The following is a 22,337-nucleotide window of genomic DNA, read 5'->3' as shown; positions in this document are numbered from 1 at the left end:
ATGCACGAAACGGTAGCGATCGAGCGAAATCTCGATCATTTGAAATCTCGTCTGGTGTCGCTCGACCCGGCCCGACTTGTCGGGATTACCCGGCTCATGCGCAACAAAATCGTGTCCGCTCGGATTCGACATGCGGAATTGCTGGAGCAGCTTCACGCTCTCGAAAAACAACATGCTGAGGCGGACAATCCACATCTTCAGCACCACTTCATGCAGTATATTGAAGTTCTGCGACCGCAGATCAAACACGCCTTCGAGACGATCTCGCCCTACGCAGTTCGATAGGGGCTGCTGTTCAAACCGCGCTTCTCGAGTCCAGATTTCTGTGGCGGCAAACGGGCGGAGTCCAACCAAGTTTGTCGAAGACGGTCCAAGCAAGGTGACGCAAGTAGCTGTAAGGCCTTATTTTTTCAAGAGTTATGGTCCAGCCTTCTTCGTCGCCCGACAAGCAATCCAGGCGCTTGCGGCCTCGACCGCGGACCGGATGGATCATTTGCCGGGCGAAGACCCCCTGACGTCTCCAGGGAGACAGGTTCAATCGCGCCCATTAGCACATGCTTGTATCTCCGTTGCAGCAGTACCATCATCTGAGCTGTTGTCGGCTTGAAGGGGTGGAGCGGATATGGCCGCGAGACAGGTGATTGCGGTTAAGGACTGGTCTTGCGGCATGAGCGACGAGCTTGGACGTGTGGTCCTGACCATCAACCCGACCGAGGGTGAGCCAATCCTGGTTTTGATGACAATTTTCCAGGCTGCAAAAATGGCCGGCGAATTGCGGTCGCCAAAGCGCGTGCCCCTCCCACCTCAGTAAAATCCCGCCCGAAGCGCATGAACGGTGGTTTCGAGTCCATGAGCCTGCCACGCGAAGACAAATCCATATTTTAGCAACAGCGAAACCAAGGTCGCATTTCCACGTTGAGGCTCGTTCAACATGGGAGCTCAAAGAATGGATCCGGCAACCCAGGCAGTGATGCTTTTGCTTTCCTGCACCCCGGGAGAAGCGTCAATATGCAAGCCCGTCGATATGGCGCCGACACTCTATGCCTCGCTCGATCAATGCCGGGCATCTCTAGCTGACAGGCTGACAAGCTCGCCCAATGGGGAAATTGTCGGAAGGTGCCGGTCGCTCGATCCGACCGTCACTGCTTCATTGCCCGCAGACTACACCACGGTCGTGGTCACGCGAGGATTTGGGGAAGGCGTTACGACGAGCTATCTGGTGCCGCGAACGACGGAGTGAGCAGAGGCGCAACGCCGATGGCAACTAGGATCAAGCTCGCCGGGACAGCCCCAACGCCACCCCGGCGAGCCTTCTGCCCCGCTACGATGAACAATGGAGCAATTCCTGCTCTACGTATCCGGGCGCCATTAAGTTGCATCCGGCCTCCTGAAACCATTTCGCCGACCCTGCGTTGACGACCGGGGCCGACACAGGAGACATCTCATGACCGTCAACTGCCGCATATCGATCGACAACCGGCCGGAAGCCACAGATGCCGTTTTCCAGGCGGTTCCCCGGATCGGCGAAAGCGTTTCCCTGTCGATCAACGGAAATGCGCAGGATCTGCGGGTGTCGCGTGTCGTGCATGTGACCAACGGCAGCTTGGAAGGTGCCGCGATCGTCGTCGAGGTGACCACCAACATTCTATAGGGGCCAGAGCAGGTCCCGGCATGTCATTTGTCCCGCGCAAGGCAGGGCACCTCTTGAAGAGGTGCCCTGTTGCTTGTGTTTCTGGTGAGCTTTCCCTGTGCGAGCAGTTCGCGGGTCCGCTTCAGCGTCGACAGGCTTCCTCCACAACGTCGCAAGGAACGAGCGGGCGTCGCGGGCTTTGAGTTCGAGACCCCTACACCTGAGCGCGCAATCGGATGGCTGCTGCGCTTCCGTCAGGCGGAGGCAGAGATTTGCGAGGCGAAGTCGCGATATGGGCGCAATGGGCGGCCCAGAAGCGCAGTCAGGCGCTCGACGTCGCCAGCGTCAGGCAGCATCCCGTCGGTCAAGAACCGCTCGCCCATCAGGCGCATGTCGTACGCCATCCAGGCAGGCAAGAACTGCTTGAGATTTTGCTCGAAACCTTCGGTGTTGTCGCCGCCGTAGCTGATCGGGCGGGCGAGCACGTCTGACCAGATGGCGGCTATATCCGTCCCGGTCAGTGTCTGCGGACCGACGAGGTTGATCCGGTCGAGCGCAAGCGGCTCAGCGGACCGTTCGCGGCGCAACAGCTCAAGGGCGGCGATCTCGGCGATATCGCGCACGTCGATCATGGCGAGACCCTTGGCGCCGATCGGCATTGTGTAGGTGCCGTAGCCGGTGATGACGTCTTCGATCATCAGATCGTTCTGGATGAAGTAGGCGGGGCGCAAGATCGTAGCCTTGAAATCCATCTGCTCGATCATTCGCTCGACGCCGAACTTACCCGCGAAATGCGGCACGTTCACATAGACGTCGGCGTGGAGCACCGAAAGATAGACGATCCGTTCGATGCCGGCCGATCGGGCGACGTTCAGCGCGATCAAAGCCTGGGTGAATTCGTCCGGCACCACGGCGTTCAAGAGGAACAGGGTGGAGACGCCTGACATGGCCTTGCGCAGCGAATCGATGTTGAGAAAGTCGCCTTGCACGACGGTTACACCTGCCGGGAAGCTGGCTTTCGACGGATCGCGCACGAGAGCACGGACATCAGCGCCTCGCTTGACGAGGTGTTCGACGACTTGGCGGCCAACATTGCCTGTGGCGCCGGTAACGAGAATGGTCATGGTATTTCTCCTGTTGGGATGCTTGACAGGCCCAATATGAGTGGCTCACAAAGAGTCCAATAGACGGATATTTTGGACGCACCGTCCCACTGGTGGAACACTCATGGATCTTCTTGCGCTGGCCGATTTCAATCTCGTTGCCCGCCATGGTGGCTTCGGCAAAGCGGCAAGGGCCACCGGCCGGCCCAAGGCAACGCTGTCCCGGCGCGTTGGAGACTTGGAAAGCAGTCTTGATCTGCGCCTGTTTGAACGGGGTGCGCGTAACCTGAAGCTCACCGAAGAAGGACGGGCGCTCTTCGAGCGGACGGGGGCGTTGCTTGCCGAACTGGACGAGACGGCTGCGGCGATTGCCTCGGGCGGTCAGAGACCCAAGGGCAGATTGCGGATCAGCGCACCTTTGCATTTTTCGCAGACCGCAATGGGGAGGATCGCTGCCGGGTTTGCCCTCAGATATCCGGAGGTGAGGCTTGAGGTGACGACCGAGGACCGGCCTGTCGACATGATCGAGGAAGGCTACGACCTGGTAATCCGGGTCAATCCAGATCCCGACGAAAGCCTGGTCGGACGGGCGTTTCTCCGCGACCGTCTGATTGTCGTGGCGAGCCCCGACCTTCCTCGCACGACCGGTCAGCGCGCCGCCCCTGGCGTTGCGCGAGGGGCAGGCGAACCGCAAACATGGCACGTGAAGACACCGGGTGGCCGGTCAACAATTACAATCGAGCCCGTCCTCGTTTTGTCAACGCTCATCATGGTCCGGGATGCGGTGCGAGCCGGCGTTGGCGCAGGACGGCTTCCCATTTCGTTGGTGGCCCACGACCTGGCTGACGGTACACTGGTGAATTGGGGCGATATCGACGGCCCCGAGATTTCTCTATGGACGCTCTACCCATCTCGCCGGCTGCTCAGTGCGCGCGTGTCGGCGTTTTTGGACTTTCTGAAACAGGCCTTCCCAAATGGGACGCCGGATGAACTGGCCGCCTATATCGGCAGGTGATGCCCGACCGCTTTCGCCGGCAAGAAACCTTTTTCTGGTGGAACGGTTTCTCCGCCGGAACAAGTTGGGAAGACGGAAATTATCCTGTCGCCTTACAAGAGGAGGACGTCGTGAAAGACCTGCGCAGTCTCCTTGCCGACCTGTCGTCCAACTGGCTCAAGCGCCGCAAGGCGCAAGCGCCCGACACCGTGACCATGGTCAAGGCCGCGCCCCGCCCCGCCCCGCAAGCGACGAGGCAACCCGCGGCACACAAGCCCAAACCACCGTCCACCCGCGACGTCGCCTCACACATGTGAGTGATCGCATAAAGGCGGACAGCCCAGCGTCCCTCGATGCAATGGTTCGGAGGAGAACGCATGTGTGGGAACTCTCACGCCAGCGTGATTGGCGTTGATGAAACCTTGCGCGGCCAAAGGCGTTAATCGCTTCAGCCCAGTCGAGGTTCCGATGCAAACTGCATGGTTCTCCAAACCCGTGGCGGTGTCTGTCGGTATCACCGGTTCCATCCGCCATCTGTCCAATACACAGCAAGCCATTGAATTGCTCACCACACATTGGCGTGACGCCGGCAGTCCGAAACACCAATCGGCATTGCGCGCCTGCCACCGGGCGACGGGCGGCGAAGTTACCGCCGATATTGCCAGGTCGGCGCTTGTCGAAGCGGCGCGTGAAGCCCACATCCTTGTCGAGTAAGGCGTGTGGACAAAATCGGCCAATGCCATAGTTCCTGCACCCGCCGGAGAGCGCATCAATGACCCTGAAAACACACAAGCTCGGCAGTCAGGGGCTAAAAGTCTCGGCCATCGGCCTCGGCTGCATGGGCATGAGCCAGTCCTACGGCCCGGCCGACGAGGCCGAATCCATCGCCACGCTGCACCGCGCCATCGAGCTCGGCTGCACCTTCCTCGACACCGCCGAGGTCTATGGCCCGTATATGAACGAGGCCCTGCTCGGCCGGGCGCTGAAGGGCAAGCGCGACCAGGTGACCATCGCCACCAAATTCGGCTTCCGCATCGAAAACGGCAAGCAGGTCGGAACCGACAGCCGGCCTGAGCACATTCGCGAGGCCGTGGAAGCCTCGCTCGTCCGGCTCGCCACCGACCATATCGACCTTCTCTACCAGCACCGCGTCGACCCAGCGGTGCCGATGGAGGATGTCGCGGGCGCCGTCGGCAAGCTTGTCGCGCAAGGCAAGGTGCGCTTCTTCGGCCTGTCGGAGGCCGGTTCCGCCAACATCCGCCGGGCGCATGCCGTGTATCCGGTGTCGGCGGTGCAGAGCGAGTACTCACTGTGGGAGCGCAATCTGGAGCCGGAGATCATCCCGCTGCTCGGTGAACTCGGCATCGGCCTGGTGCCGTTCTCGCCGCTCGGCCGCGGTTTTCTCACCGGCGAGGTCAAGCGCGCGGAAGACTACCCCGAGGGCGATTACCGCCGCAACGACCCGCGCTACCAGGGCGAAAACTACGATGCCAATGTCGAGGCGGCGGCCAAGGTGCGCGACATCGCGACAGCCCTGGGTGTCAAGCCCGGACAGATCGCACTGGCCTGGCTGCTGGCGAAGGGCAACGGCTTCGGCGTCGACATCGTGCCGATCCCCGGCACCAAGCGGATCAGATATCTGGAGGAAAATGTCGCCGCCGCATCGCTGAAACTCGACGCCGCCGAGATGGCCGCGCTCGACGAGGCGCTGGCGCCGGGAAATATCTCCGGCCCGCGCTACACCGAGCGCGCCATGGCGATGGTCGACCGGTAGCAGCTCAAGGTCGTGTTGCCTTTCGTTTGCGCGCGCCGGAGCCCCACAGGGCGCGCCGGAGCAGGTTGCGCTTGCCCTTGCGCTGGGCGAGATCGACATCGCTGACGAGCTTTGCCCCGCCCTTGCGCCGCTCCAATGTGATCTTGCGGCTATGGAAGGCCTCCAGCTCGGCGCGATGCGCCACGCTGATGATGGTGACCTCAGGCAATTCGTGGATCACCGTCTCCATCATCTTGTCCTGGCTCTTCTCGTCGAGTGCCGAGGTCGCTTCATCCAGCACGACAATGTCGGGGCGATGCAGCAGCAGGCGTGCGAAGGCGAGGCGTTGCTTTTCGCCGCCCGACAGCGTCTGGTCCCATGGCGCTTCTTCCTTGATCCTGTCGGCAAGATAAGCAAGGCCCACCTTGTCGAGGACGGCCTTGATCTGTTTGATCGTCCACTTATCCGCCGCCGCGGGATATGCGACCGCGCGGCGAAGCGTGCCCGAGGGGATGTAGGGGCGTTGCGGCAGCATGAACAGATGCCTGCCGGCGTGGAAATTGACGCCGCCGCCGCCCCACGGCCACAGGCCCGCAATGGCCCGCACCAGCGTCGACTTGCCTGAGCCGGATTCGCCCGCCACCAGCACCCGCTCACCCGGCTTGATCGCAACCTCGGTCTCCTTGACCACGGCGGTGCCGTCATCCAGCGTCACGGAGAGATTGTCGAGGCTGAGCATCGCGCCGTCTTCGGTTTCGCCTCGGTTGATGCGTCCGAGCGCATCGCTCAGCTCGGCGCGCTCGAGCCCGTCGAGCGACATCATCAGCGAGGCGATGCGCCGCGCGGAGGCGTTCCAGTCGGCAAGGCGCGGGTAGTTGTCGACCAGCCATCCGAACGCGCCTTGCACGATGCCAAAGGCGGAGGCAGCCTGCATGACCTGTCCGAGCGACATCGAGCCTTCTAGAAATTTCGGCGCGCAAAGCAAAATCGGCACGACCGGTGCAAACAGGCTCGACCCCTGCGACACCAGCGCGGTGCGCATGTGCTGGCCGGTCAGCAGCGCCCATTGCCTCAGCACATGGCCGAAATTCCTGTCGATGCCGCTGCGCTCCTCCTCCTCGCCGCCCAGCAAGGCGATGCTCTCGCCGTTTTCGCGCACGCGCGTCAGCGTGTAGCGCAGTTCGGCCTCCGCCTGGTTCTTCCGCTCGGAAAGGCGGACGAAATTGCGGCCGACGACCACCATCGAGGTGGAGGTGATGGCGGCATAGATTACCGCCGTGATGACCAGGAAGCCGGGAACGGTGATGCTCGACCCTCCGATCGGCAGGGTGAGCGCGCCGCCGATCGTCCACAGCACCACGATGAAGGTCGAGGCCACCAGGAATGCGTTGAGGACACCGGCGATGAAATCGACGGGCGACTCGGTGGCGATGCGCAGATCCTCGGTCATGCGGGCCTCGGGGTTCTGGTGGTCGCCGCCGACGAGGTTCAGCTGGTAGTAGCGGCCGTTTGCCAGCCAGCGCGCGATAACCGCCGTAGTGAGCCAGGAACGCCAGCGGCGCTGGATCGTCATGCGCAGGTAGACTTGTGCAACGACAAGGCTGCCGCTGCCGAGCACGAGCGGCACGAATACGGCGCTGAGCAAATAGACTGTGCGGGCATTGCGCTGCTCAATGGCGTCGAAAATCGAGCGGTGCCAGACATTGATCCCATACTGGAAGCCGATGTTGATGCAGATCAGCAGCAGCACCCCGATTGTGAACGGCCAGGCGAGCCTGTCGGCGCCGCGGCCCCAATAACCGCGTGCACTGATCCAGAAACGCGTCAGCAGGTATTTCTTGCGCGCCTGCTCGGCCTCCTCGGGCGTCAGCTGCGGATCGGGATCGACGGCATCCGGCGGCGGCGCGGCTTGTCCGTCGACTTCGGGCGCGGCATGCCCTTCGGCCTCGAGCGCGGCTTCGACAGTCGATGCTTTTTTTGGCGCGATTTTCCAGCCCCGCGTGGTTTGGCGCCGTCGGCCCGTTTCGGCTTGGATTCAACCCCTGACATAAGGGCGGTAACGGCTTAAAAATCAAAAGGTTGCATGACGTCCGATCGAGATCCGGCAGCCACGGCTCTTCTGGCGTTGCGGTGCCGCGCAGTCTCGCCCAGGGGCGCCACGGCCTCTGGCCACGGCCCGCCCTCGCCCTCAGCCAAACTTACTCGATGCACGGTAAAATCGGTTGACCAAAGCTTATCTACCTTCTAGTAGGTAGATATCGTATCAATCAACATTGGAAAGCTGATATGCCTGTTCAAAACACCGCCACCCTCGCCCAAGCTTCCAACACATGGCTCAAAAGCTATTATTTTGTCCGGTTCGGCGTTTCCGCGGCATGGGTCGCACTGGCCTTTACCCTCGCCAGGACCATGCCGCCGTTGGCCGCGATCATGCTGGTGGCGTATCCTGCCTGGGATGCCCTTGCGAATATCGTCGATGCCCAGCGCACAGGCGGATTGAGCCGCAACAAGTCGCAGCTGCTGAATTTTGTCATCAGCGTGCTCGCCACCGTGGCGGTCGCTGTCGCGCTGACCAAAAGCATGAACGCAGTGCTCGCGGTCTACGGCGTCTGGGCTGCTCTGTCCGGCCTGTTTCAACTGATCACCGCGCTGCGGCGCTGGAAGACCAACGGCGCACAGTGGGCGATGATCTTGAGCGGCGCTCAATCGGCACTGGCCGGCATCTTTTTTGTGAAGATGGCCGGCGGCATTGAAGAGATCGGCATCACGAATGTCGCGCCCTACGCTGCGTTCGGCGCTTTCTATTTCCTGGTGTCGGCAGTGTGGCTGACGGTCAGCGATATGCTTCGCAAGTCACCGCGGATCGCCAGCTAGAGCAATTCCAGGAAAAGTGTGAAACGGTTTTCCGTCCGGAATTGCGTCAAAACAAAGAGATAGAGCGGTTCGCCGTTTCCGTGAAACGGTGAACCGCTCTAGATGCGCTCCTTGAAGATCTGTTCGATATCCTGACGTCGTTTTCTGCCGACGCCTGGTGCGCCGTCCTCCTGGAGGACGGCGCATCTCCTTTCAAAAGAGATTGGCGGTCACGCCGCGCTCCTGTTCCGCTGGCTCGGGCAAAACTTGCGAGGATCGGCAAAATTTCCTAACTGAGCCTACCAGAAGGGTGACGATGAACACTGCATTGAGTGACACTGCGGGCAAACTGGTTGGCGGAGCCGCCCAGCTGATCATGCGTGTTGGCTACAACGGCTTCAGCTATGCCGACCTGTCGGAGCGCTTTGGCATCCGCAAGGCCAGCATTCACCATCACTTCCCCTCCAAGGTCGATTTGGTCGTAGCGGTCGTCGAACAGGCGCGCGCTGGTATCCGAGCCCAGAGTGCGGTGCTGGAGGAAGGCTCGCCGGTCGCGCTGGATCAGTTGCGGTTTTATACGGGGTATTGGGAACGCTGTATCAAGGATCAGTCCGCTCCCTTCTGCCTGGCTGCCGTGCTGGCGGCCGAATTGCCCGGCCTGCCCGAAGAGGTGGCAGTTTCCGTCCGCGGTCATTTCACCGACCTCGGCAAATGGCTGGAACGGCTTTTGGAGCTCGGTGCAGCGCAAGGAACACTGCATCTCGAGGCGTCCCCGAAGGTCGAGGCGCAAGCTTTCATGGCGACCGTCTACGGAGCCATGCTTGCCGCCCGGGCGTTTGATGACCCGGAGCGGTTCAACGTGATCGTGGAAACCCTTTTTCGTCGCATCCGCAGCTGACGATGCCAAATGGCGGCGCCGGCCCTTCTCTCTTTTTGCGGAGTGGGCAATGCTGTCGCTCCTTGCGAGGCCGGCCGGCTCTCAACTCATCAGCCAACCGCCGGCTCGGTCGAGAAACGCGTCCCGCTGTTCCACCGCCGCTGGCGCGGCCAGCCCGAACGCCGCCGTCAGCGTGCCGATGTTCGACGCGATGAGATCGGCGAAGCGCTTCATGTTCCGCTTGTCGAGGCCGTTGAGCTGCCGTGCCAGGGATGCAGCAATGTCGGCCGTATGGCTGGCACGAATACGTTTGCGCGCGGCAGCGCTTTCGATCCCCAGCGCTTGTCCGCCGCGCCGATAGTCAGGCCGGTAGGCGTAAGCGACCCCGCCATTGTCGTCGCGCGCCAGGATGCCGACCGGCTCGCTGAATCCGTCGAGTGTCAGCGCATCCATCAGCGTTCCCGGGCGAAGAGCACAATGCCGGCGGTACTGGTGACCTTCAGCACCTTGCCCAGTTCCAACGTCGGCTTGCCGTTCTCCAGCTCCGACAGGAAGCGCCGGCCGACCCCGGCGAGATCGGCGAACGCCTGCTGCGAAAAATCCCGCCGCTCACGCACCGCACGCACCAGCCGGCCGAGGTCAGCCGGCGACGCGATGGTGATAGGTTCGGCCTCGGCCTGCCCCTGCGCATCGGAGCCGAGCATACGAGGCAGCGCGACCCGAACTTCGGGCGCAAGGGCTTTGATCTTCGTCACAGGAACGATGACGTTTCCCCCACCCGGTGCATTGCCCACATGTTCGGCGAACCCGGCTTGTATGCCGGCATCCGCGGGATCGGATCGCGCGGCGTGGCGCGCAATCTCGATGGCGTTTGGCGGTACGGTCGTCGGCATCTGTGTGGTTTTGGTCATGGTCCTGATCCCGAGCGGGAACATAATCTTCCCGGAGGCCAAATACAAGCCATTTGCTACCGATCGGGATCGCCATTTAGAAAGATTAGCTACCGTACGGGAACAGAAGCGCGCCCCGATGCTCACAACCGCAACATTGATCCCGAGCGGGAGCAAGGCACATATGCTTTGCTCTGTGGCCATCGGTCCCTCGCTTGCCCACCCCCCAGGCGAAGACCGGGCTCTAACTCGCCGCCGCTGCCGCAACCTTCTTGGGCGCCGCCCGCTGTCGCCGCATGCGGCGTTTGGCGATCAGCTGGAGGGCAACCGGCGGCTCGTGTGACAGCGCACCCACCACCGCGTCGACCATGCCATGCGCCACGAAATCGGCGTTCATGTCATGGGCCAGCTTGGCCGCCGTTTCCTTGTCCTCGGTGCCGGTCTCCGACCAGAACACGATTCCGACCCGCAGTGCAGCCTTGGCGCGTTTCAGCCGGCGGACCAGAAAGCGGGCGTGCTTGACGGAATCCCGGTTCAGGAAGCCAACCACGACGGTGTCGACGGTTTCGAGTTCGAGGCGGCGAATGCTGGCGGGTTCCATATCGGCAAAGCCGACCTTCGATACCGTTGCGCCCTGGACCTCCAGCACCTGCGCCAGCATCGCGGCAGTGGCATCGTCGAGCTCGCCGCGCCCGCCGGCGCAGAGCACGGACATATCGGTGCCATCGGGCAGCTCGGTCTCGTCCTCGCCGCTGGAATCGCCATTGTCGCTCGCTTCCGCGGCCACGTGCGGCTCCTCCTCCTCGCCCGCTTCCTCCTGCGCGCTGTCGTCGAGGTTGGCCACCAGCGTCAGGGCGCTGGCCGCCACCTGCCGCCGTTGCAGGTCGCCCATGACGCCGCGCACCCGGTCGCGCTCGCCCAGCAGCAGTGCCGGAATGGCGACCTTGTCGTAGAATTCGACCAGATATTTCTCCTCCAGCATCTCCTCGGCGTGGTCGGTGGCTTCTTCCGGATCGCCGGCCAGCAGCCGCTGGTAGAGGCGCGCATGGGGTTCCAGCACGGGCTCGTTGCCAAACAGCACGTCGAGGAATTCAAACTGCGGCACGTGCCTGCCCAGCACCACCAGGCAGACAGTGAGCGGCGTCGACAGGATCAACCCGAGCGGGCCCCAGAGCCATGTCCAGAAAATCGCCGCGACGATGATCGCCAGCGGCGACAGTCCCGTTCGCGAACCGTAGAGCCAGGGTTCGATGACGTTGCCGGTGATCAGCTCCATCACCACGAACAGGGCTGCCGTCCACGCGACGAGCTCCCAGCCCGGCGCCACGGCCAGCGCCAGGAACAGCGGCAAAAGCATGCCGATGATCGGGCCGATATAGGGGACGAAACGCAGCGCCAGCGCCAGCAAGCCCCACAGCAGCGCATTCGGAATGCCGAGGACCCACAGCCCGATCGCGATCGGCACGGCGTAGACGATGTTGACGACCAGTTGCATCAAGAGATAGCGACCCACCCGCTTGGCGGCATCCTGAAGCGCCTCGGTGGTGCGGTGGAGGTCGCCGTAACCGACAAGCCGGATGAAGCGGTCGCGCAAATCCTCCCGCTCGAGCAGCATGAAGATGACGACGACGATGATCAGCCCGGCCGACCCGAGCGGGCTGATCAGCGGCCCGATTATGTTCTGCAGGACCTGGAGCGGCCTTTCGCGCGAGACGATCTCGACGGGCACCGGCTCGCGCGGCGGCTTTTCCGGGGTGGCGGCCGGCAGCGACGCGTCCTGCCTGTCGATCTCCTGGCCGACACGTTCGACCACCTGGCTCAATCTGGCAATGATCCCTCCCCCGACCCCGGTTTCCTTGAGCGAACGGATCTTGGTCAGGATGTTGGTCTGGTAGACCGGAATGTTCTGCGCCAGTTCGCTGACCTGGGTGGCGACAATGAAGGAGAACAGGCCAAGCGCCGCGAAAGCGCCGAGCACGCTGGCGATGACGGCGGCAATCCGGGGTATGCCGACCTTTTTGAGCGCCGAGACCAGCGGCGCGAGCGCGAAGGTCAGCAGCAGCGCGATCGCGATCGGCAGGAAAACCTCTCGCCCGAAATACAGTGCCGCCACAGTGGTGACGATGGTCGCCACATTGGGCAATGCCGTTCGCGGGCGGGTCGCGGCGGCCAAAAGCATGTCCTCCGACCCATCAGCCGGAGACGCCATGTCGTTTCGACGATTGGCCACTCGATGTCTCCCCCTGCCACGTCGCCATGATCTGGCATATTGAGCCGGCGTGCAACTTTCTCAGCGCATCAGCTAATTTAGCCGCGCCGCTCATTCGAGGAACGCATCCCGTGCCTGCGCCGGGATGGCAAGATCGAATGCTGTTGTCAGCGTTCCCATGTTCGACGCGATGAGATCGGCTCGCTCGACATCGCGTTCGGCGAGATCGGCCGCTGGTAGAAGACAAGCGGCACAATCCGGAACGATCGATAGGAGGCGGAGAGACTCGCTGCCGCCTCATCGGTCTTCAAGCAGTCGTTCAGCCGACACCGTGCGCGATGTCTACCGGCCGGAGCATCGGCCCTCAGTGCAGAAACGTTCCTCGCAGCCACGCAAAGAAACCGGATCTTCCCGACATTGCCGCGCGGACACGGGATGCGGCCCATCGTGCCGGCATGGTAGCGCCGACATGGCAATGGCAGACGATTCCGTGGAGTTGCCAATCGGTCAGCTCGAAGAAGCGCTTGGCCTCGCCATAGGTATCCTCCTTCAAGCCCAGCGCGCGAAAGATCGGATCTTCGAAAGCAACTGTGATCGGTGATCCCGCGGAACGCATTGTTTCGCGCATCTCCACGGATTGGTACTCGGTCCCCGTCAGCGCCCCCAGGCACCTGTTGGGATTTTGCTCCAGAAGCTGCGCCCAGCGTTCGAGGCGTTCGCCTCGAGTCGCGACTAGATAGGTTGCCTCGGCGTGGACGTCGGCAACGGCATGCAGTTGGTCAACGGTTTGGTGCTTCACGGACGCCTCCTATTCAGCAGCTGAATTCGCTCAGCCTTGAATGGAATTATGGCGCTCCGTGAGGTCGGCAAGATACGGAAATGCTCGATATGACGATTCATTTTGGGCGGCGTGGCGCCATTCCGTAGCAAGCCGGCAACCCGGCTCCGCGCGGCCTGTTCGGCAAATGCATGTGGCGAGTATGTTCAAACCTGGAGGGGCCCGCCGCTCGCGCGCCGGACCCCCACCTTTACCGGTCACGCATGCGCGTGCGGATGACGGAAGTCCCAGACGGCCCAACCTGATGCGGCAACCACCAGCACGCCGAGAATGACGTGGGTGGCCATCGCGTTCGCCACGAAGCCGAGCAGCCAGGGCGAAACGATCAGCCAGAGCCCGAGAACGATACTAACCCATTCCTCCCACTCGGCGAATGCGGCAAGCGCCGCCAGAGCCATGACGCCCAGCACGGCGCCAACAATCCAGGCGTTCCATGCGGGGGTGGTTTCAGCAGCGAAGCCGATTATCCAAGGTGAGATGAACAGGCAGATGGCAAGGGCCAGATTAAGCCAGTCCTGGCCCTTCTTTCCTTCCATGAGTGTATTAGCCATGACAACCTCCACAGATGAAGCTTGACCAAAGCGTTAAGTACGCGTGCAACGCACGCTCAATCATTGATGTAACTACGCTTCATATGGCCTTCAAGACCCGGCTAATGATGAGCTCCGGCTTGGCGCAGGCCGCCACTCCGCTCCCGAACGGGATCAGCGCGCCGCATGCCTGGCCAGCGCGTGTTCGATCAGCACGTCGATGGTCTGGCTGTAGCCGATGCCTGACGCTGCCAGCGCCTTGGCGTACATCGAGATGTCGGTGAAGCCGGGGATGGTGTTGACCTCGTTGACCAGCAGGCTGCCGTCGGCGCGCAGGAAGAAATCGACGCGCGCCATGGCTTCGCAGCCGAGCGCCTGGAAAGCCTGCCGCGCCATCTCCCTGGCCTTGTCGGCAACCGCTTCCGGGACATCGGCGGGAACCTTGACCAGCGCGCCGTCGGCATCGAGATATTTCGCCTCATAGGTGTAGAAGCCATGCTTGCCGGCCGGAATGATCTCGCCGGGCAGCGAGACCGTCAGGGTGCCGTCGGCCCGCTCCAGCACCGAGAACTCGATCTCGCGGCCTTCGACGAATTCCTCCACCAGAACCTTGCTGTCATGCCGGAAAGCCGCCTCGATGGCCGCGGCGAAGCCGGCGCTGTCTGTCGCCTTGCTGACCCCGAAGGACGAGCCCTGGCGCGCCGGCTTGACGAACACCGGCAGGCCGAGCTTCGCCGCGACGTCCTCGAAGGACACGGGCTCCCCGCGCCGCAAGGTCAGCGAGCGGGCAACCGCAAGTCCCGCCTCGCGCATCAGCCGCTTGGCAATCTCCTTGTCCATGGCGGCTGCCGAAGCGAGGATGCCACAGCCGACATAGGCAACATCGGCGACCTCGGCATAGCCCTGCACCGACCCGTCCTCGCCGAACGGTCCGTGCAGCACGGGAAAGACGACATCGACCGGCGGCAGGTCAGGCTGGGTTCCATCCCTCGACACGGCGACCAGCCGGCCCTTGCCGCCGGGCAGCAGGGCGACCTCCATGCGGTCCTCGGATGCCGGCGCCCCTGCCCCATCGCCGGCCGCCGACTGTTGCAGCAGCCATCTGCCGCTTTTGGAAATGGCGATCGGCGCGATGTCGTAGCGCGTCCGGTCGATCGCCTTCAGCACATTGGCGGCCGAAAGGCGCGACACGTCATGTTCGGCCGAACGCCCGCCATAGAGGATGGCCACTCTTGTCTTCCCGGTCATCGAAATCCCTCAACTCTCAAAAAAATCAAATGGCGACGGCAATGCCGCGATTGGCAAAGAAGCGGTCGAAATCGGCTGGCGCCAACACTGCGTTTGCCTGTGTGGCGCTGGTGTGGCCGGAAGGATTGTGGAAGCGGAAACCCTTGTCCGACGCCGCTGTGACCAGCACCAGATGGCCGCCCTTCGACGGCGGCTCGCGCTCGGGCCAGCGGATCGAACTGCTGACCGAAGCGATGAAGAAGCGCTGCCGCTCCAGGATCGCCGGAATGTCCGCCGTCGCGACATTGGTCATCACCTCGGCCCGGAGCCCAAAAACCTCTTTCACGAAGCTGACGAAGGGCGCGTAGATCAGCCCCTTGATCGATCCCTCGTTGACGACATAGCCGCCATATCCAGTGCATCGCCTGGCCAGTTCGATCGTCGGCACGATCTCGCCGCGTGCCGCCAGGATCATCTTCAGGCAGGCCATGCCGCAAATGTTGGCGGCCCAGACCGCGTATTCGTCCAGAGTGGCCGCGCCCGACCCCCGCCACAGCGGATCGCGCCGCAGCGCCACCTCGGCGCCGTCGGCAAGCACGGCCATGGTCATATCAGGCGTTTCCCACTGGCTGAAAAACGGCACGGTTTCAGGCAGCGGGCTCATACGACTCCTCAGGCAGCGAACACCATCTCGTATACGGGGATACGAGATGGATGAAAAGCCGCGAAATCCAGTGGCGCGACGCAGAGGATGTCACCTTCCGTTTCGGTCGACCATTGCCGATATTCGGGATTGGCCGAAGCCTCCCCGACTTCGTCATCCACGGGCGGAGCAGGAGCGAAGCTCCGTCGCGGAGACCCGAGGATCCATGCCGGGACGTCAATCGAAGAGTGCAGCGGAGCAGAGTTCTGCACCGCAGCGGCGCTCATGTGTCGCGGCATGGATCCTCGGGTCTGCGCCGCGTCGCTACGCTCCTTGCTCCGCCCGTGGATGACGAAGCGAACGCAAGCGACCAGTCAAAACGTCTATGCAGAGGCAGTGAGCGGTGGCCCCCGCTTACTCGGCCTTCGTCCAGGCGAAAACCAGCCAGGCGTATTTCGATTTTTCGTCGGGTTCGGCAGTGTAGGTCATCTGCAAGTCGCCGTCCTTGGCGTAAATATCGAGCCTCGGCGCCGTATCCAGCTTGAGCCACGCCGAACTGTTGGCGAAGGACCAGGTTCCGCACCAGACGCAGGCTCCCGACATCGGATCACCAGGCTGATGAAAATTGTAGCGGCCGTCGGCCGTGATCTCCAGATAGTCGAACGCACCGTAAAATGCCGTCACCGTCTGCTGGAACTCATTGGCGGCCGCTTCCTGTTCCGGCGTGGGCGCATCCGTCATGTCGCGCGGCGGCCGGATGGCTCCACCGTTCAGTTTCCATTTGCCGACAAAATCCTTCTGGGTCGGAAGATACTCCTCCTGAGCCTGCGCTGATGAGACATAAGCAACGGATAATACACCGCTCAGGCCCACGGCCCCGGTCGCAAATAGAAGCGCGGCGGCACAGATCGCCCTTGTTGAGTTTTGCATAAAAAATAGTCTCCACGATGGGATAGTAGGCGTTTTATTGAGAAGATTGCGGCGCGCGTTGCTTCGATGCCGATTCCCGCCCGCCATTTGCACGGTTAGCATCGGGGCCACCAATCTGGCAACGCTGGAGCTCCATCTCGCCGGCATCCCAATGGCCACCCTTTGCGGGCCGGCTGACTGTCGGCACACTTTGGAGCGGTGAACCGCTCCAGCTTTCCTGGAATTGCTCTAGAGGGTGATCTTCACCGAAGCGGCGCTGCGCGTGTGCGGGCCGTGATGGACGGCCTCGATGTTGTTGCCGTCGGGATCAAGCAGGAAGGCAGCGTAGTAGCCGGGGTGATAGGGCCGCTCGCCCGGCGCGCCATTGTCCGTGCCGCCGCCGGCGAGCCCGGCCTTGTAGAAGGCCTCGACCATGGCATGGTCCTTTGCCTGGAAAGCAAGATGATGGCGGCCGGTGAGTTTTCCCAACGCCGCCCGGCTGTCGGCACTCGAGACGAACAGTTCGTCGGCCCAGAAATAACCCTCGCCGGTGCCGCCGATCGGAACGTCGAGCACCCGGAAGATCGCCTCGTAGAAACGCCGGCTGGCGGCAAGATCCCTGACCACCAGCTGGATGTGGTCGACGAGCCGGCCGCGATGCAGTTCCATAAAAATTCCTCCTCGCAAGGCTTTCGAATTTAGGCTTGGGCAAGGCGCCGTCAATGCGGATGCTAGCTGACCGCCAGACCCCGTCGCAACTCCTGTTCAGAGAGTCCTCCGACAATCCTTCAAACAAAAAGCCCGCCGGGAGGGGGACTCCAGCGGGCCTTTGGAAAGCGGATACTCAAGCTTTCAGATGTCTGACGGGGGATCAGACATGATGAGAACCTTTATTGGCCGCAGAGGTTCCACCCGAACAGAAATATAACCGGCGGGCTGTCGAATCCGCGAAATTCAAACGGTGGCGGCGATTTCTTTTCGCGGGACCTCTCCCGGCTGGAACCTTCCGCCTCCAACCGGGTTTTGTGGCGCGGCTGGGAGGAATTGCGATTGGACTGTTTTCAAAGGCTCGAAGCGCTGGTCGATAGCGCCGGCATCAACGGCATCGAAGAAGCGAACGCTCTGCTGCGTCGGTTCAAGGGCAGGTCGCAGGTGGTCACGGCAGCAATCGACGAGTTCATGCTCGACTTCAAGACATTGGTCTTCGTCGTCGAGAGCGGCGAGCAAGGGTTCCGGAAATCACTGGGCAAGCTGGCTCGCGCCAGGCTGTCGAAGCTCCGGCACCTGGTGAATGTAGCGGCGTAGGAAGCCGGCCTCCGGCGCCTGGCTTATCCCTTCAGGATGGCCGCCAGCCGCGGTATGCCTTCGGTCACCGCGCGGCGGTCGGCAAGGGTGAAGGACAGCCGCAGCGTGTTGCGCCCGGTGCCGTCGGCATAAAAGGCGCTGCCGGGCACGAAGGCGACCCGCGCTTCCTTCACCGACCGCGCCAGCAACGCGGTGGCATCTGACCCTTCCGGCAGCGTCACCCAGACGAACATGCCACCTTCCGGACGACTCCAGGTCACGCCTTCCGGCATGTTGGCTTCGAGAGCGCCGAGCAGGCCGTCGCGGCGCTCGCGATAGGCGCCGATCAGTTTCTCCACCTGGCCGTCGAACACAGCCTCGGCGACGCGATGCATCACCACCTGGTTGATCGACGGGCTGTGCAAATCGGAAGCCTGCTTCATCAGCACCAGCTTCTCGACGATGTGGCGCGGCGCGCACACCCAGCCGACGCGCATGCCCGGCGACAGGATCTTCGAGAACGAGCCGCAATAGAGCGTACGCGCCTTGTCGATTGAGCCGGAGCGCGCGCAGTCGAGCGCAAGGATCGGCGGCACACCTTCGCCGTCATAGCGCAGCGCGCGGTAGGCGGCATCTTCGATGACGGCGATGTCGAGTTCACTGGCAAGGTCGAGCACCGCTTCGCGCTGCTTTTGGTCCAGCGTGTTGCCGGTCGGGTTGGCGAAGTCCGGCACCAGATAGGCGAACTTGACCTTGCCACCGTTTCCGGCCGCCGCCGCGCGGTAGGCATCGGGCGTCATATTGCCGCCGGCCGGGGTCAGCCGGTCGTAGCGCGGTTCATAGGCGTTGAAAGCCTGCAGCGCTCCGAGATAGGTCGGCCATGTCACCAGCGCGGTATCGCCCGGCGACAGGAACAGCTTGCCGAGATAATCCAGCGCCTGCTGCGAGCCGGAGGTGATGAAGATGTTGGCCTCGTCGCAGGCAACGCCGAGCTTGCCCATCTGCCCGGCCAGCCAGCGCCGCAGCGGCAGATAGCCTTCCGAGACCTGGTACTGCAGCGCCGCTCCAGCCTCTGCGCCACCCAGCACATCGGCATAGGCGTCGCGGATCGCCTCGGCGGGAAACAGCGCCGGATCGGGAATGCCGCCGGCAAACGAGATGATGTCCGGCTGGTCGAGCAGCTTCAAGAGCTCGCGGATTTCGGACGCTTTCATGCGCGACGAGCGCGAAGCTAACAGATTCATAAGGGTCACGACACGCCTCCCGCGACAATTCTATTTAGGTCAACCTAGCTGACCTATATCTGCTTTATCGAACGATTTGAATAGAGCCTGAAAGCCTGCCAGTTTACGCCAGTCGCCGCCGGGGCGGAACGGACAACAGCGTGGGCTGCCACGGCACTCCGGGAAAAGCCCTGGAGATTGGCGGAAACATCAATCGCTTCGTCATCCTATGGCGGAGCAAGGAGCGAAGCGACGCGGCGCAGACCATAGGATCCATGCCGTGATTTTCGAGCGCTGCTGCGGTGCAGAATTCTGCTCCGTTGCGTCCTCTCGGCTAAGGTCGCGGCATGGATCCCAGGGTCTCAGCGACGGAGCTACGCTCCTGCTTCGCCCTAGGATGACGACGTTAGTGCAGCGGACAAACGCTGAATTGCGTCTAAAGGCTCTTCTTGTAGCCGAGATGGCTGCCGGTGAAGCCGAGGCTTTCATAGAAGCGGTGCGCGTCCGCGCGCGACCTGTCGGTGGTCAGTTGGACGAGGCCGCAGCCCCGCGCCCGGCATTGATCGGTCGCCCATTCGATCATCAGCCTGCCGATGCCGCCCGAGCGCCGATGGCCGGCAATGCGAACCGCCTCGATCTGCCCGCGCCAGGCGCCCTTGCGCGACAGCCCGGCGAGGAAGGTGATCTGCAAGGTGCCGACCACCTCGGCGCCCTCCACGGCCACCGCCAGCAGTTGATTGGGATCGGCATCGATGGCCTTGAAAGCATCGACATAGCCTTGCGCCAGCGGCAAGGAAGCGTCCTCGCGGCCCGCACCGAGCGGATCGTCGGCCAGCATCGCGACGATATCAGGCAGGTCGGAGGCAACAGCCTTGCGGAAGGTGATCATGGCGTCGAGATATCGCGAGGCGCTGGCAGCGGCAAGCCACTCCGATTGGCTGCGGCGGCGCTGCCCCTCATCTGCCTGCCGGCATCTTCTCCCCGTATAGTGACGGGGAGAAGGACCCCGTCATCGATGATTTCGCCAACTGCCAGCGTTGCAGAATATACGCCGGCATCGCAGCTGCCTCTTTCTCCCCGTCACTATACGGGGAGAAATGTCCGGCAGGACAATGAGGGGCAGCGCCAGCCTCGCAGACTAACGCCCACCCTCATAAACCAGCTGCGCCTGCGTCAGCGCCTCATCGAGCCGCTCACCCTCCGCATAGCCAGCCAGGTTCCGCGGCCGCTCCATACCAGGCAGCAGCCTCGGGCACGGCTCGGCGGCCCCGACCACCATCCGCACCGGGATGACGCCGGCCCACACCGGATGCCCGTAATCCTCCTCGTCGTCGGCGACGCCCTTGGCGCGCACTTTTGCCGATGCCTCTTCGATGCGCATGCCGATGACCGTCGTCGCCTTGGCTTCCTGCGCCGAAATCGGCCGCAAGGTCGCGGTCCGGCCGGGATAAAAGCGATCGACCACACCGGCCAGCGCCTTAAGCTTCTCCTGCGGCTCATCGATGATGTGCGCCGTGCCGAAACACATCGCCGAGCGGTAATTGGCCGAATGGTTGAAGCCCGAGCGCGCCAGCACCAGCCCGTCGAGATGCGACACCGTCAGACACGCCGGCGCGCCGCCGCGCAGTTGGCGCAGCATGCGGCTGGCCGACGAGCCGTGCCAGTACAGCATGTCATCCTCGCGCCAGTGAATGGTCGGCGTGCAATAGGGCTGACCGTCGAATGTGAAGGCGACGTGGCAGAGCAGCCCGGCATCCAGCACCGCGAACACCGAGGCGTGGTCGTAGCTGCCACGGTCATGACGGCGCTTTACCCGGTTGCGCTTGGTGGTCGGAAAACTGGCGACGCTATCGTTCACGGCTTGCATCCTTGTCTGGTGTCTGCCAACCATGCGCCATGACATTGGTCGACAAAAGAACCAATCGGGGCAACAAAATTCAGACCAATCTGCCGGATTGGTCGGCGCTGATCCCTGTCCTGCCGGGCGACGGGCCACGCAGCCGCGAACTTTATGCGGCGCTGCGGCGGCTGATCGAGACCGGCGCGCTCGCCGCCGGCGCCAAGCTGCCGACCACCCGCGATCTGGCACGGCGCTTCGGCCTGTCGCGCTCGGCCGCAGTCGCCTGTTTCGAAATGCTGATCTCGGAAGGCTTCGCCGTCGCCAAAGTGGGCGCGGGAACCTTCGTCGCGCCTGACGTGCCGCATCTGCCGGTGACGCTGACCAAGCCGCGTCCACCGGAGATCGACGCGGCGACCGCGCTGCCTTGCGGCCTTGGCGTGGCGGTGTCCGATCCGCGCACGCTCGATGTGTTCCGCATCCTTCTGTCGCGCCACCTCGCCCGCCCCGGGCCGGAGCATTTCCGCTATGGCGATCCGCGCGGCGGCCTGCCGCTGCGCAGCGCGATCGCAACCTATCTAAGGACCGCGCGCGGCGTGCGCTGCGATGCCGGCCAGATCGTGCTGACCTCGGGCACGCAGCAGGGGCTCGATCTCCTGGCGCGCGCCTCCCTTCGCCCCGGCGAAGCCGTCTGGATCGAAAACCCTTGTTATCCCATGGCGCATGCAGTACTCGCCGGCAGTGGCGCCAGGGTTTTTGGCGTGCCGGTCGACGCGGAAGGGCTCGATCCCGAGATCGGCGAAAGCCTGTGCCCGAAAGCGCGCGCTGCCTATGTCACGCCCTCGCATCAATATCCGCTCGGCGTGACGATGACGATGCGCCGCCGCCTAGCTTTGCTCGACTGGGCGCGGCGCAACGATGCCTGGATCTTCGAGGACGATTACGACAGCGAGTTCCGCTATGCCGGCCCGCCGCTGACCTCGCTGCAGGGCATGGACGGCTCGGGCCGCGTCGCCTATCTCGGCACCTTCTCCAAGGTGCTCTTCCCCGGCCTGCGCATCGGCTACGTCGTGGTTCCGGAGGCGTTGCTCGATGCCGTCATGGCGGTCAGGGCGCGCTCCGACCGCTTTCCCTCGACACTGGCCGAAGGTGCGCTGACCGACCTGTTGAACGAAGGCCATTTCGCCGCGCATCTCAGGCGCGTGCGCCGCCGCGTCCAGGCCGCCCGCGACGTGCTGGTCGCCGGCCTCGAGGCGCATTGCGGCAACGCCCTCGATGTGACAGTGCCCGAACAGGGGCTGCACCTGATGGCGACGCTGAAGGGCGCCGGCCCTGACACCGCGATCGTCGAGGCGGCGAAAGCGGCTGGTATCGGCGCCCGTGCCCTCTCCTCGATGTTCATCGACGGTCCGCCCCGGCAAGGCCTGGTGCTGGGCTTTTCCGGTTTTTCGGACGAGGAATTGATGGCTGCGACCGTCAGGCTGGGTGGGGTGTTGCGGTAGCGACGGATCGTTGGAGCTCTGCGCGCCAAGGCGAC

Annotated in this window: 25 protein-coding genes; 11 read left to right on the top strand and 14 right to left on the bottom strand. The window is 63.1% G+C overall.

Going from position 1 to position 22,337, the window contains the following annotated elements:
- The 3 genes from HB777_06900 (at nt 1) to HB777_06890 (ending at nt 1,651) form a co-directional block, all read left to right on the top strand.
- The gene (locus HB777_06900) at nt 1-285 is read left to right on the top strand and encodes a hypothetical protein (protein ID QND63653.1); all 285 of its coding nucleotides are present in this window, start codon (nt 1-3) and stop codon (nt 283-285) included.
- Nucleotides 286-667: 382 nt separating this feature from the next.
- Nucleotides 668-811: a hypothetical protein gene (locus HB777_06895; protein QND63652.1), complete on the top strand. Its 144-nt coding sequence runs from the start codon at nt 668-670 to the stop codon at nt 809-811.
- A gap of 633 nt (nt 812-1,444) precedes the next feature.
- Nucleotides 1,445-1,651 carry a hypothetical protein gene (locus HB777_06890; protein QND63651.1) on the top strand — a complete coding sequence of 69 codons (207 nt, stop codon included), beginning with the start codon at nt 1,445-1,447 and terminating at the stop codon, nt 1,649-1,651.
- A gap of 233 nt (nt 1,652-1,884) precedes the next feature.
- Here the strand turns inward: HB777_06890 and HB777_06885 are convergent, their stop codons facing one another.
- Nucleotides 1,885-2,754 carry an NmrA/HSCARG family protein gene (locus HB777_06885; protein ID QND63650.1) on the bottom strand — a complete coding sequence of 290 codons (870 nt, stop codon included), beginning with the start codon at nt 2,752-2,754 and terminating at the stop codon, nt 1,885-1,887.
- A gap of 103 nt (nt 2,755-2,857) precedes the next feature.
- Here HB777_06885 and HB777_06880 point away from each other — a divergent pair, with 103 nt between their 5' ends.
- The 4 genes from HB777_06880 (at nt 2,858) to HB777_06865 (ending at nt 5,501) form a co-directional block, all read left to right on the top strand.
- Entirely contained in the window at nt 2,858-3,748 is an 891-nt protein-coding gene (locus HB777_06880; GenBank protein ID QND63649.1) for a LysR family transcriptional regulator, read from the top strand.
- Nucleotides 3,748-4,044 carry a hypothetical protein gene (locus tag HB777_06875; GenBank protein QND63648.1) on the top strand — a complete coding sequence of 99 codons (297 nt, stop codon included), beginning with the start codon at nt 3,748-3,750 and terminating at the stop codon, nt 4,042-4,044. The genes HB777_06880 and HB777_06875 overlap by 1 nt, the downstream gene beginning before the upstream one ends.
- Before the next feature lie 151 nt (nt 4,045-4,195).
- Nucleotides 4,196-4,441 (top strand): DUF982 domain-containing protein, encoded by a 246-nt coding sequence (locus HB777_06870; protein QND68696.1) that lies wholly within the window; start codon nt 4,196-4,198, stop codon nt 4,439-4,441.
- Between the two features lie 58 nt (nt 4,442-4,499).
- On the top strand, nt 4,500-5,501 hold the full coding sequence (locus HB777_06865) for an aldo/keto reductase (protein QND63647.1): 1,002 nt from the start codon (nt 4,500-4,502) through the stop codon (nt 5,499-5,501).
- 4 nt (nt 5,502-5,505) lie between these two features.
- Here the strand turns inward: HB777_06865 and HB777_06860 are convergent, their stop codons facing one another.
- Nucleotides 5,506-7,350: an ABC transporter ATP-binding protein/permease gene (locus HB777_06860; protein ID QND68695.1), complete on the bottom strand. Its 1,845-nt coding sequence runs from the start codon at nt 7,348-7,350 to the stop codon at nt 5,506-5,508.
- 416 nt (nt 7,351-7,766) lie between these two features.
- Here HB777_06860 and HB777_06855 point away from each other — a divergent pair, with 416 nt between their 5' ends.
- Together HB777_06855 and HB777_06850 are read left to right on the top strand one after the other, a co-directional pair.
- Nucleotides 7,767-8,354 (top strand): DUF308 domain-containing protein, encoded by a 588-nt coding sequence (locus HB777_06855; GenBank protein QND63646.1) that lies wholly within the window; start codon nt 7,767-7,769, stop codon nt 8,352-8,354.
- Nucleotides 8,355-8,649: 295 nt separating this feature from the next.
- On the top strand, nt 8,650-9,231 hold the full coding sequence (locus HB777_06850) for a TetR/AcrR family transcriptional regulator (protein QND63645.1): 582 nt from the start codon (nt 8,650-8,652) through the stop codon (nt 9,229-9,231).
- 81 nt (nt 9,232-9,312) lie between these two features.
- Here the strand turns inward: HB777_06850 and HB777_06845 are convergent, their stop codons facing one another.
- The 9 genes from HB777_06845 to HB777_06805 form a co-directional block, all read right to left on the bottom strand.
- Nucleotides 9,313-9,663: a hypothetical protein gene (locus HB777_06845; protein QND63644.1), complete on the bottom strand. Its 351-nt coding sequence runs from the start codon at nt 9,661-9,663 to the stop codon at nt 9,313-9,315.
- Nucleotides 9,663-9,914, bottom strand: coding sequence for a helix-turn-helix transcriptional regulator (locus HB777_06840; GenBank protein ID QND68694.1), 252 nt, complete (start codon nt 9,912-9,914; stop codon nt 9,663-9,665). The genes HB777_06845 and HB777_06840 overlap by 1 nt, the downstream gene beginning before the upstream one ends.
- 430 nt (nt 9,915-10,344) lie before the next feature.
- The gene (locus HB777_06835; GenBank protein ID QND68693.1) at nt 10,345-12,279 is read right to left on the bottom strand and encodes an AI-2E family transporter; all 1,935 of its coding nucleotides are present in this window, start codon (nt 12,277-12,279) and stop codon (nt 10,345-10,347) included.
- Between the two features lie 394 nt (nt 12,280-12,673).
- Nucleotides 12,674-13,108, bottom strand: coding sequence for a hypothetical protein (locus HB777_06830; GenBank protein ID QND63643.1), 435 nt, complete (start codon nt 13,106-13,108; stop codon nt 12,674-12,676).
- Between the two features lie 236 nt (nt 13,109-13,344).
- Nucleotides 13,345-13,698, bottom strand: coding sequence for an SPW repeat protein (locus HB777_06825; GenBank protein ID QND63642.1), 354 nt, complete (start codon nt 13,696-13,698; stop codon nt 13,345-13,347).
- A 153-nt stretch (nt 13,699-13,851) separates the two neighbouring features.
- Nucleotides 13,852-14,925 carry a D-alanine--D-alanine ligase gene (locus HB777_06820; protein QND63641.1) on the bottom strand — a complete coding sequence of 358 codons (1,074 nt, stop codon included), beginning with the start codon at nt 14,923-14,925 and terminating at the stop codon, nt 13,852-13,854.
- A 25-nt stretch (nt 14,926-14,950) separates the two neighbouring features.
- On the bottom strand, nt 14,951-15,568 hold the full coding sequence (locus tag HB777_06815) for a hypothetical protein (GenBank protein ID QND63640.1): 618 nt from the start codon (nt 15,566-15,568) through the stop codon (nt 14,951-14,953).
- Between the two features lie 393 nt (nt 15,569-15,961).
- Entirely contained in the window at nt 15,962-16,477 is a 516-nt protein-coding gene (locus HB777_06810; protein ID QND68692.1) for a hypothetical protein, read from the bottom strand.
- Between the two features lie 228 nt (nt 16,478-16,705).
- Entirely contained in the window at nt 16,706-17,125 is a 420-nt protein-coding gene (locus tag HB777_06805) for a VOC family protein (GenBank protein ID QND63639.1), read from the bottom strand.
- Between the two features lie 375 nt (nt 17,126-17,500).
- On the opposite strand from HB777_06805, the gene HB777_06800 reads away from it, so the two are divergent.
- Nucleotides 17,501-17,761 carry a hypothetical protein gene (locus HB777_06800; protein QND63638.1) on the top strand — a complete coding sequence of 87 codons (261 nt, stop codon included), beginning with the start codon at nt 17,501-17,503 and terminating at the stop codon, nt 17,759-17,761.
- Nucleotides 17,762-17,784: 23 nt separating this feature from the next.
- Here HB777_06800 and HB777_06795 read toward each other — a convergent pair whose 3' ends face one another.
- The 3 genes from HB777_06795 to HB777_06785 form a co-directional block, all read right to left on the bottom strand.
- Nucleotides 17,785-18,993, bottom strand: coding sequence for a PLP-dependent aminotransferase family protein (locus HB777_06795; protein QND63637.1), 1,209 nt, complete (start codon nt 18,991-18,993; stop codon nt 17,785-17,787).
- Nucleotides 18,994-19,399: 406 nt separating this feature from the next.
- Nucleotides 19,400-19,852 (bottom strand): GNAT family N-acetyltransferase, encoded by a 453-nt coding sequence (locus HB777_06790; protein QND63636.1) that lies wholly within the window; start codon nt 19,850-19,852, stop codon nt 19,400-19,402.
- A 249-nt stretch (nt 19,853-20,101) separates the two neighbouring features.
- Nucleotides 20,102-20,854, bottom strand: a complete 753-nt coding sequence (locus HB777_06785) for a pyridoxamine 5'-phosphate oxidase family protein (protein ID QND63635.1) — start codon at nt 20,852-20,854, stop codon at nt 20,102-20,104.
- A 5-nt stretch (nt 20,855-20,859) separates the two neighbouring features.
- Here HB777_06785 and HB777_06780 point away from each other — a divergent pair, with 5 nt between their 5' ends.
- Complete coding sequence (locus HB777_06780; GenBank protein ID QND63634.1) at nt 20,860-22,302, top strand: PLP-dependent aminotransferase family protein; 1,443 nt, start codon at nt 20,860-20,862, stop codon at nt 22,300-22,302.
- Nucleotides 22,303-22,337 lie beyond the last annotated feature (35 nt).

The organism is Mesorhizobium loti (assembly GCA_014189435.1).
GTDB lineage: Bacteria > Pseudomonadota > Alphaproteobacteria > Rhizobiales > Rhizobiaceae > Mesorhizobium > Mesorhizobium loti_G.
The sequence above is the reverse complement of the archived record's forward strand: the minus strand, read 5'-3'. Positions and strand labels throughout refer to the sequence as shown.

Bases quoted from the DNA above. Each gene is read 5' to 3' on its own strand.
- HB777_06900 (QND63653.1), top strand. From the start codon at position 1: ATGCACGAAACGGTAGCGATCGAGCGAAATCTCGATCATTTGAAATCT.
- HB777_06895 (QND63652.1), top strand. From the start codon at position 668: ATGAGCGACGAGCTTGGACGTGTGGTCCTGACCATCAACCCGACCGAG.
- HB777_06890 (QND63651.1), top strand. From the start codon at position 1,445: ATGACCGTCAACTGCCGCATATCGATCGACAACCGGCCGGAAGCCACA.
- HB777_06885 (QND63650.1), bottom strand. From the start codon at position 2,754: ATGACCATTCTCGTTACCGGCGCCACAGGCAATGTTGGCCGCCAAGTC.
- HB777_06880 (QND63649.1), top strand. From the start codon at position 2,858: ATGGATCTTCTTGCGCTGGCCGATTTCAATCTCGTTGCCCGCCATGGT.
- HB777_06875 (QND63648.1), top strand. From the start codon at position 3,748: ATGCCCGACCGCTTTCGCCGGCAAGAAACCTTTTTCTGGTGGAACGGT.
- HB777_06870 (QND68696.1), top strand. From the start codon at position 4,196: ATGCAAACTGCATGGTTCTCCAAACCCGTGGCGGTGTCTGTCGGTATC.
- HB777_06865 (QND63647.1), top strand. From the start codon at position 4,500: ATGACCCTGAAAACACACAAGCTCGGCAGTCAGGGGCTAAAAGTCTCG.
- HB777_06855 (QND63646.1), top strand. From the start codon at position 7,767: ATGCCTGTTCAAAACACCGCCACCCTCGCCCAAGCTTCCAACACATGG.
- HB777_06850 (QND63645.1), top strand. From the start codon at position 8,650: ATGAACACTGCATTGAGTGACACTGCGGGCAAACTGGTTGGCGGAGCC.
- HB777_06845 (QND63644.1), bottom strand. From the start codon at position 9,663: ATGGATGCGCTGACACTCGACGGATTCAGCGAGCCGGTCGGCATCCTG.
- HB777_06840 (QND68694.1), bottom strand. From the start codon at position 9,914: ATGCTCGGCTCCGATGCGCAGGGGCAGGCCGAGGCCGAACCTATCACC.
- HB777_06835 (QND68693.1), bottom strand. From the start codon at position 12,279: ATGCTTTTGGCCGCCGCGACCCGCCCGCGAACGGCATTGCCCAATGTG.
- HB777_06825 (QND63642.1), bottom strand. From the start codon at position 13,698: ATGGCTAATACACTCATGGAAGGAAAGAAGGGCCAGGACTGGCTTAAT.
- HB777_06820 (QND63641.1), bottom strand. From the start codon at position 14,925: ATGACCGGGAAGACAAGAGTGGCCATCCTCTATGGCGGGCGTTCGGCC.
- HB777_06815 (QND63640.1), bottom strand. From the start codon at position 15,568: ATGAGCCCGCTGCCTGAAACCGTGCCGTTTTTCAGCCAGTGGGAAACG.
- HB777_06810 (QND68692.1), bottom strand. From the start codon at position 16,477: ATGCAAAACTCAACAAGGGCGATCTGTGCCGCCGCGCTTCTATTTGCG.
- HB777_06805 (QND63639.1), bottom strand. From the start codon at position 17,125: ATGGAACTGCATCGCGGCCGGCTCGTCGACCACATCCAGCTGGTGGTC.
- HB777_06790 (QND63636.1), bottom strand. From the start codon at position 19,852: ATGATCACCTTCCGCAAGGCTGTTGCCTCCGACCTGCCTGATATCGTC.
- HB777_06785 (QND63635.1), bottom strand. From the start codon at position 20,854: ATGGTTGGCAGACACCAGACAAGGATGCAAGCCGTGAACGATAGCGTC.
- HB777_06780 (QND63634.1), top strand. From the start codon at position 20,860: ATGACATTGGTCGACAAAAGAACCAATCGGGGCAACAAAATTCAGACC.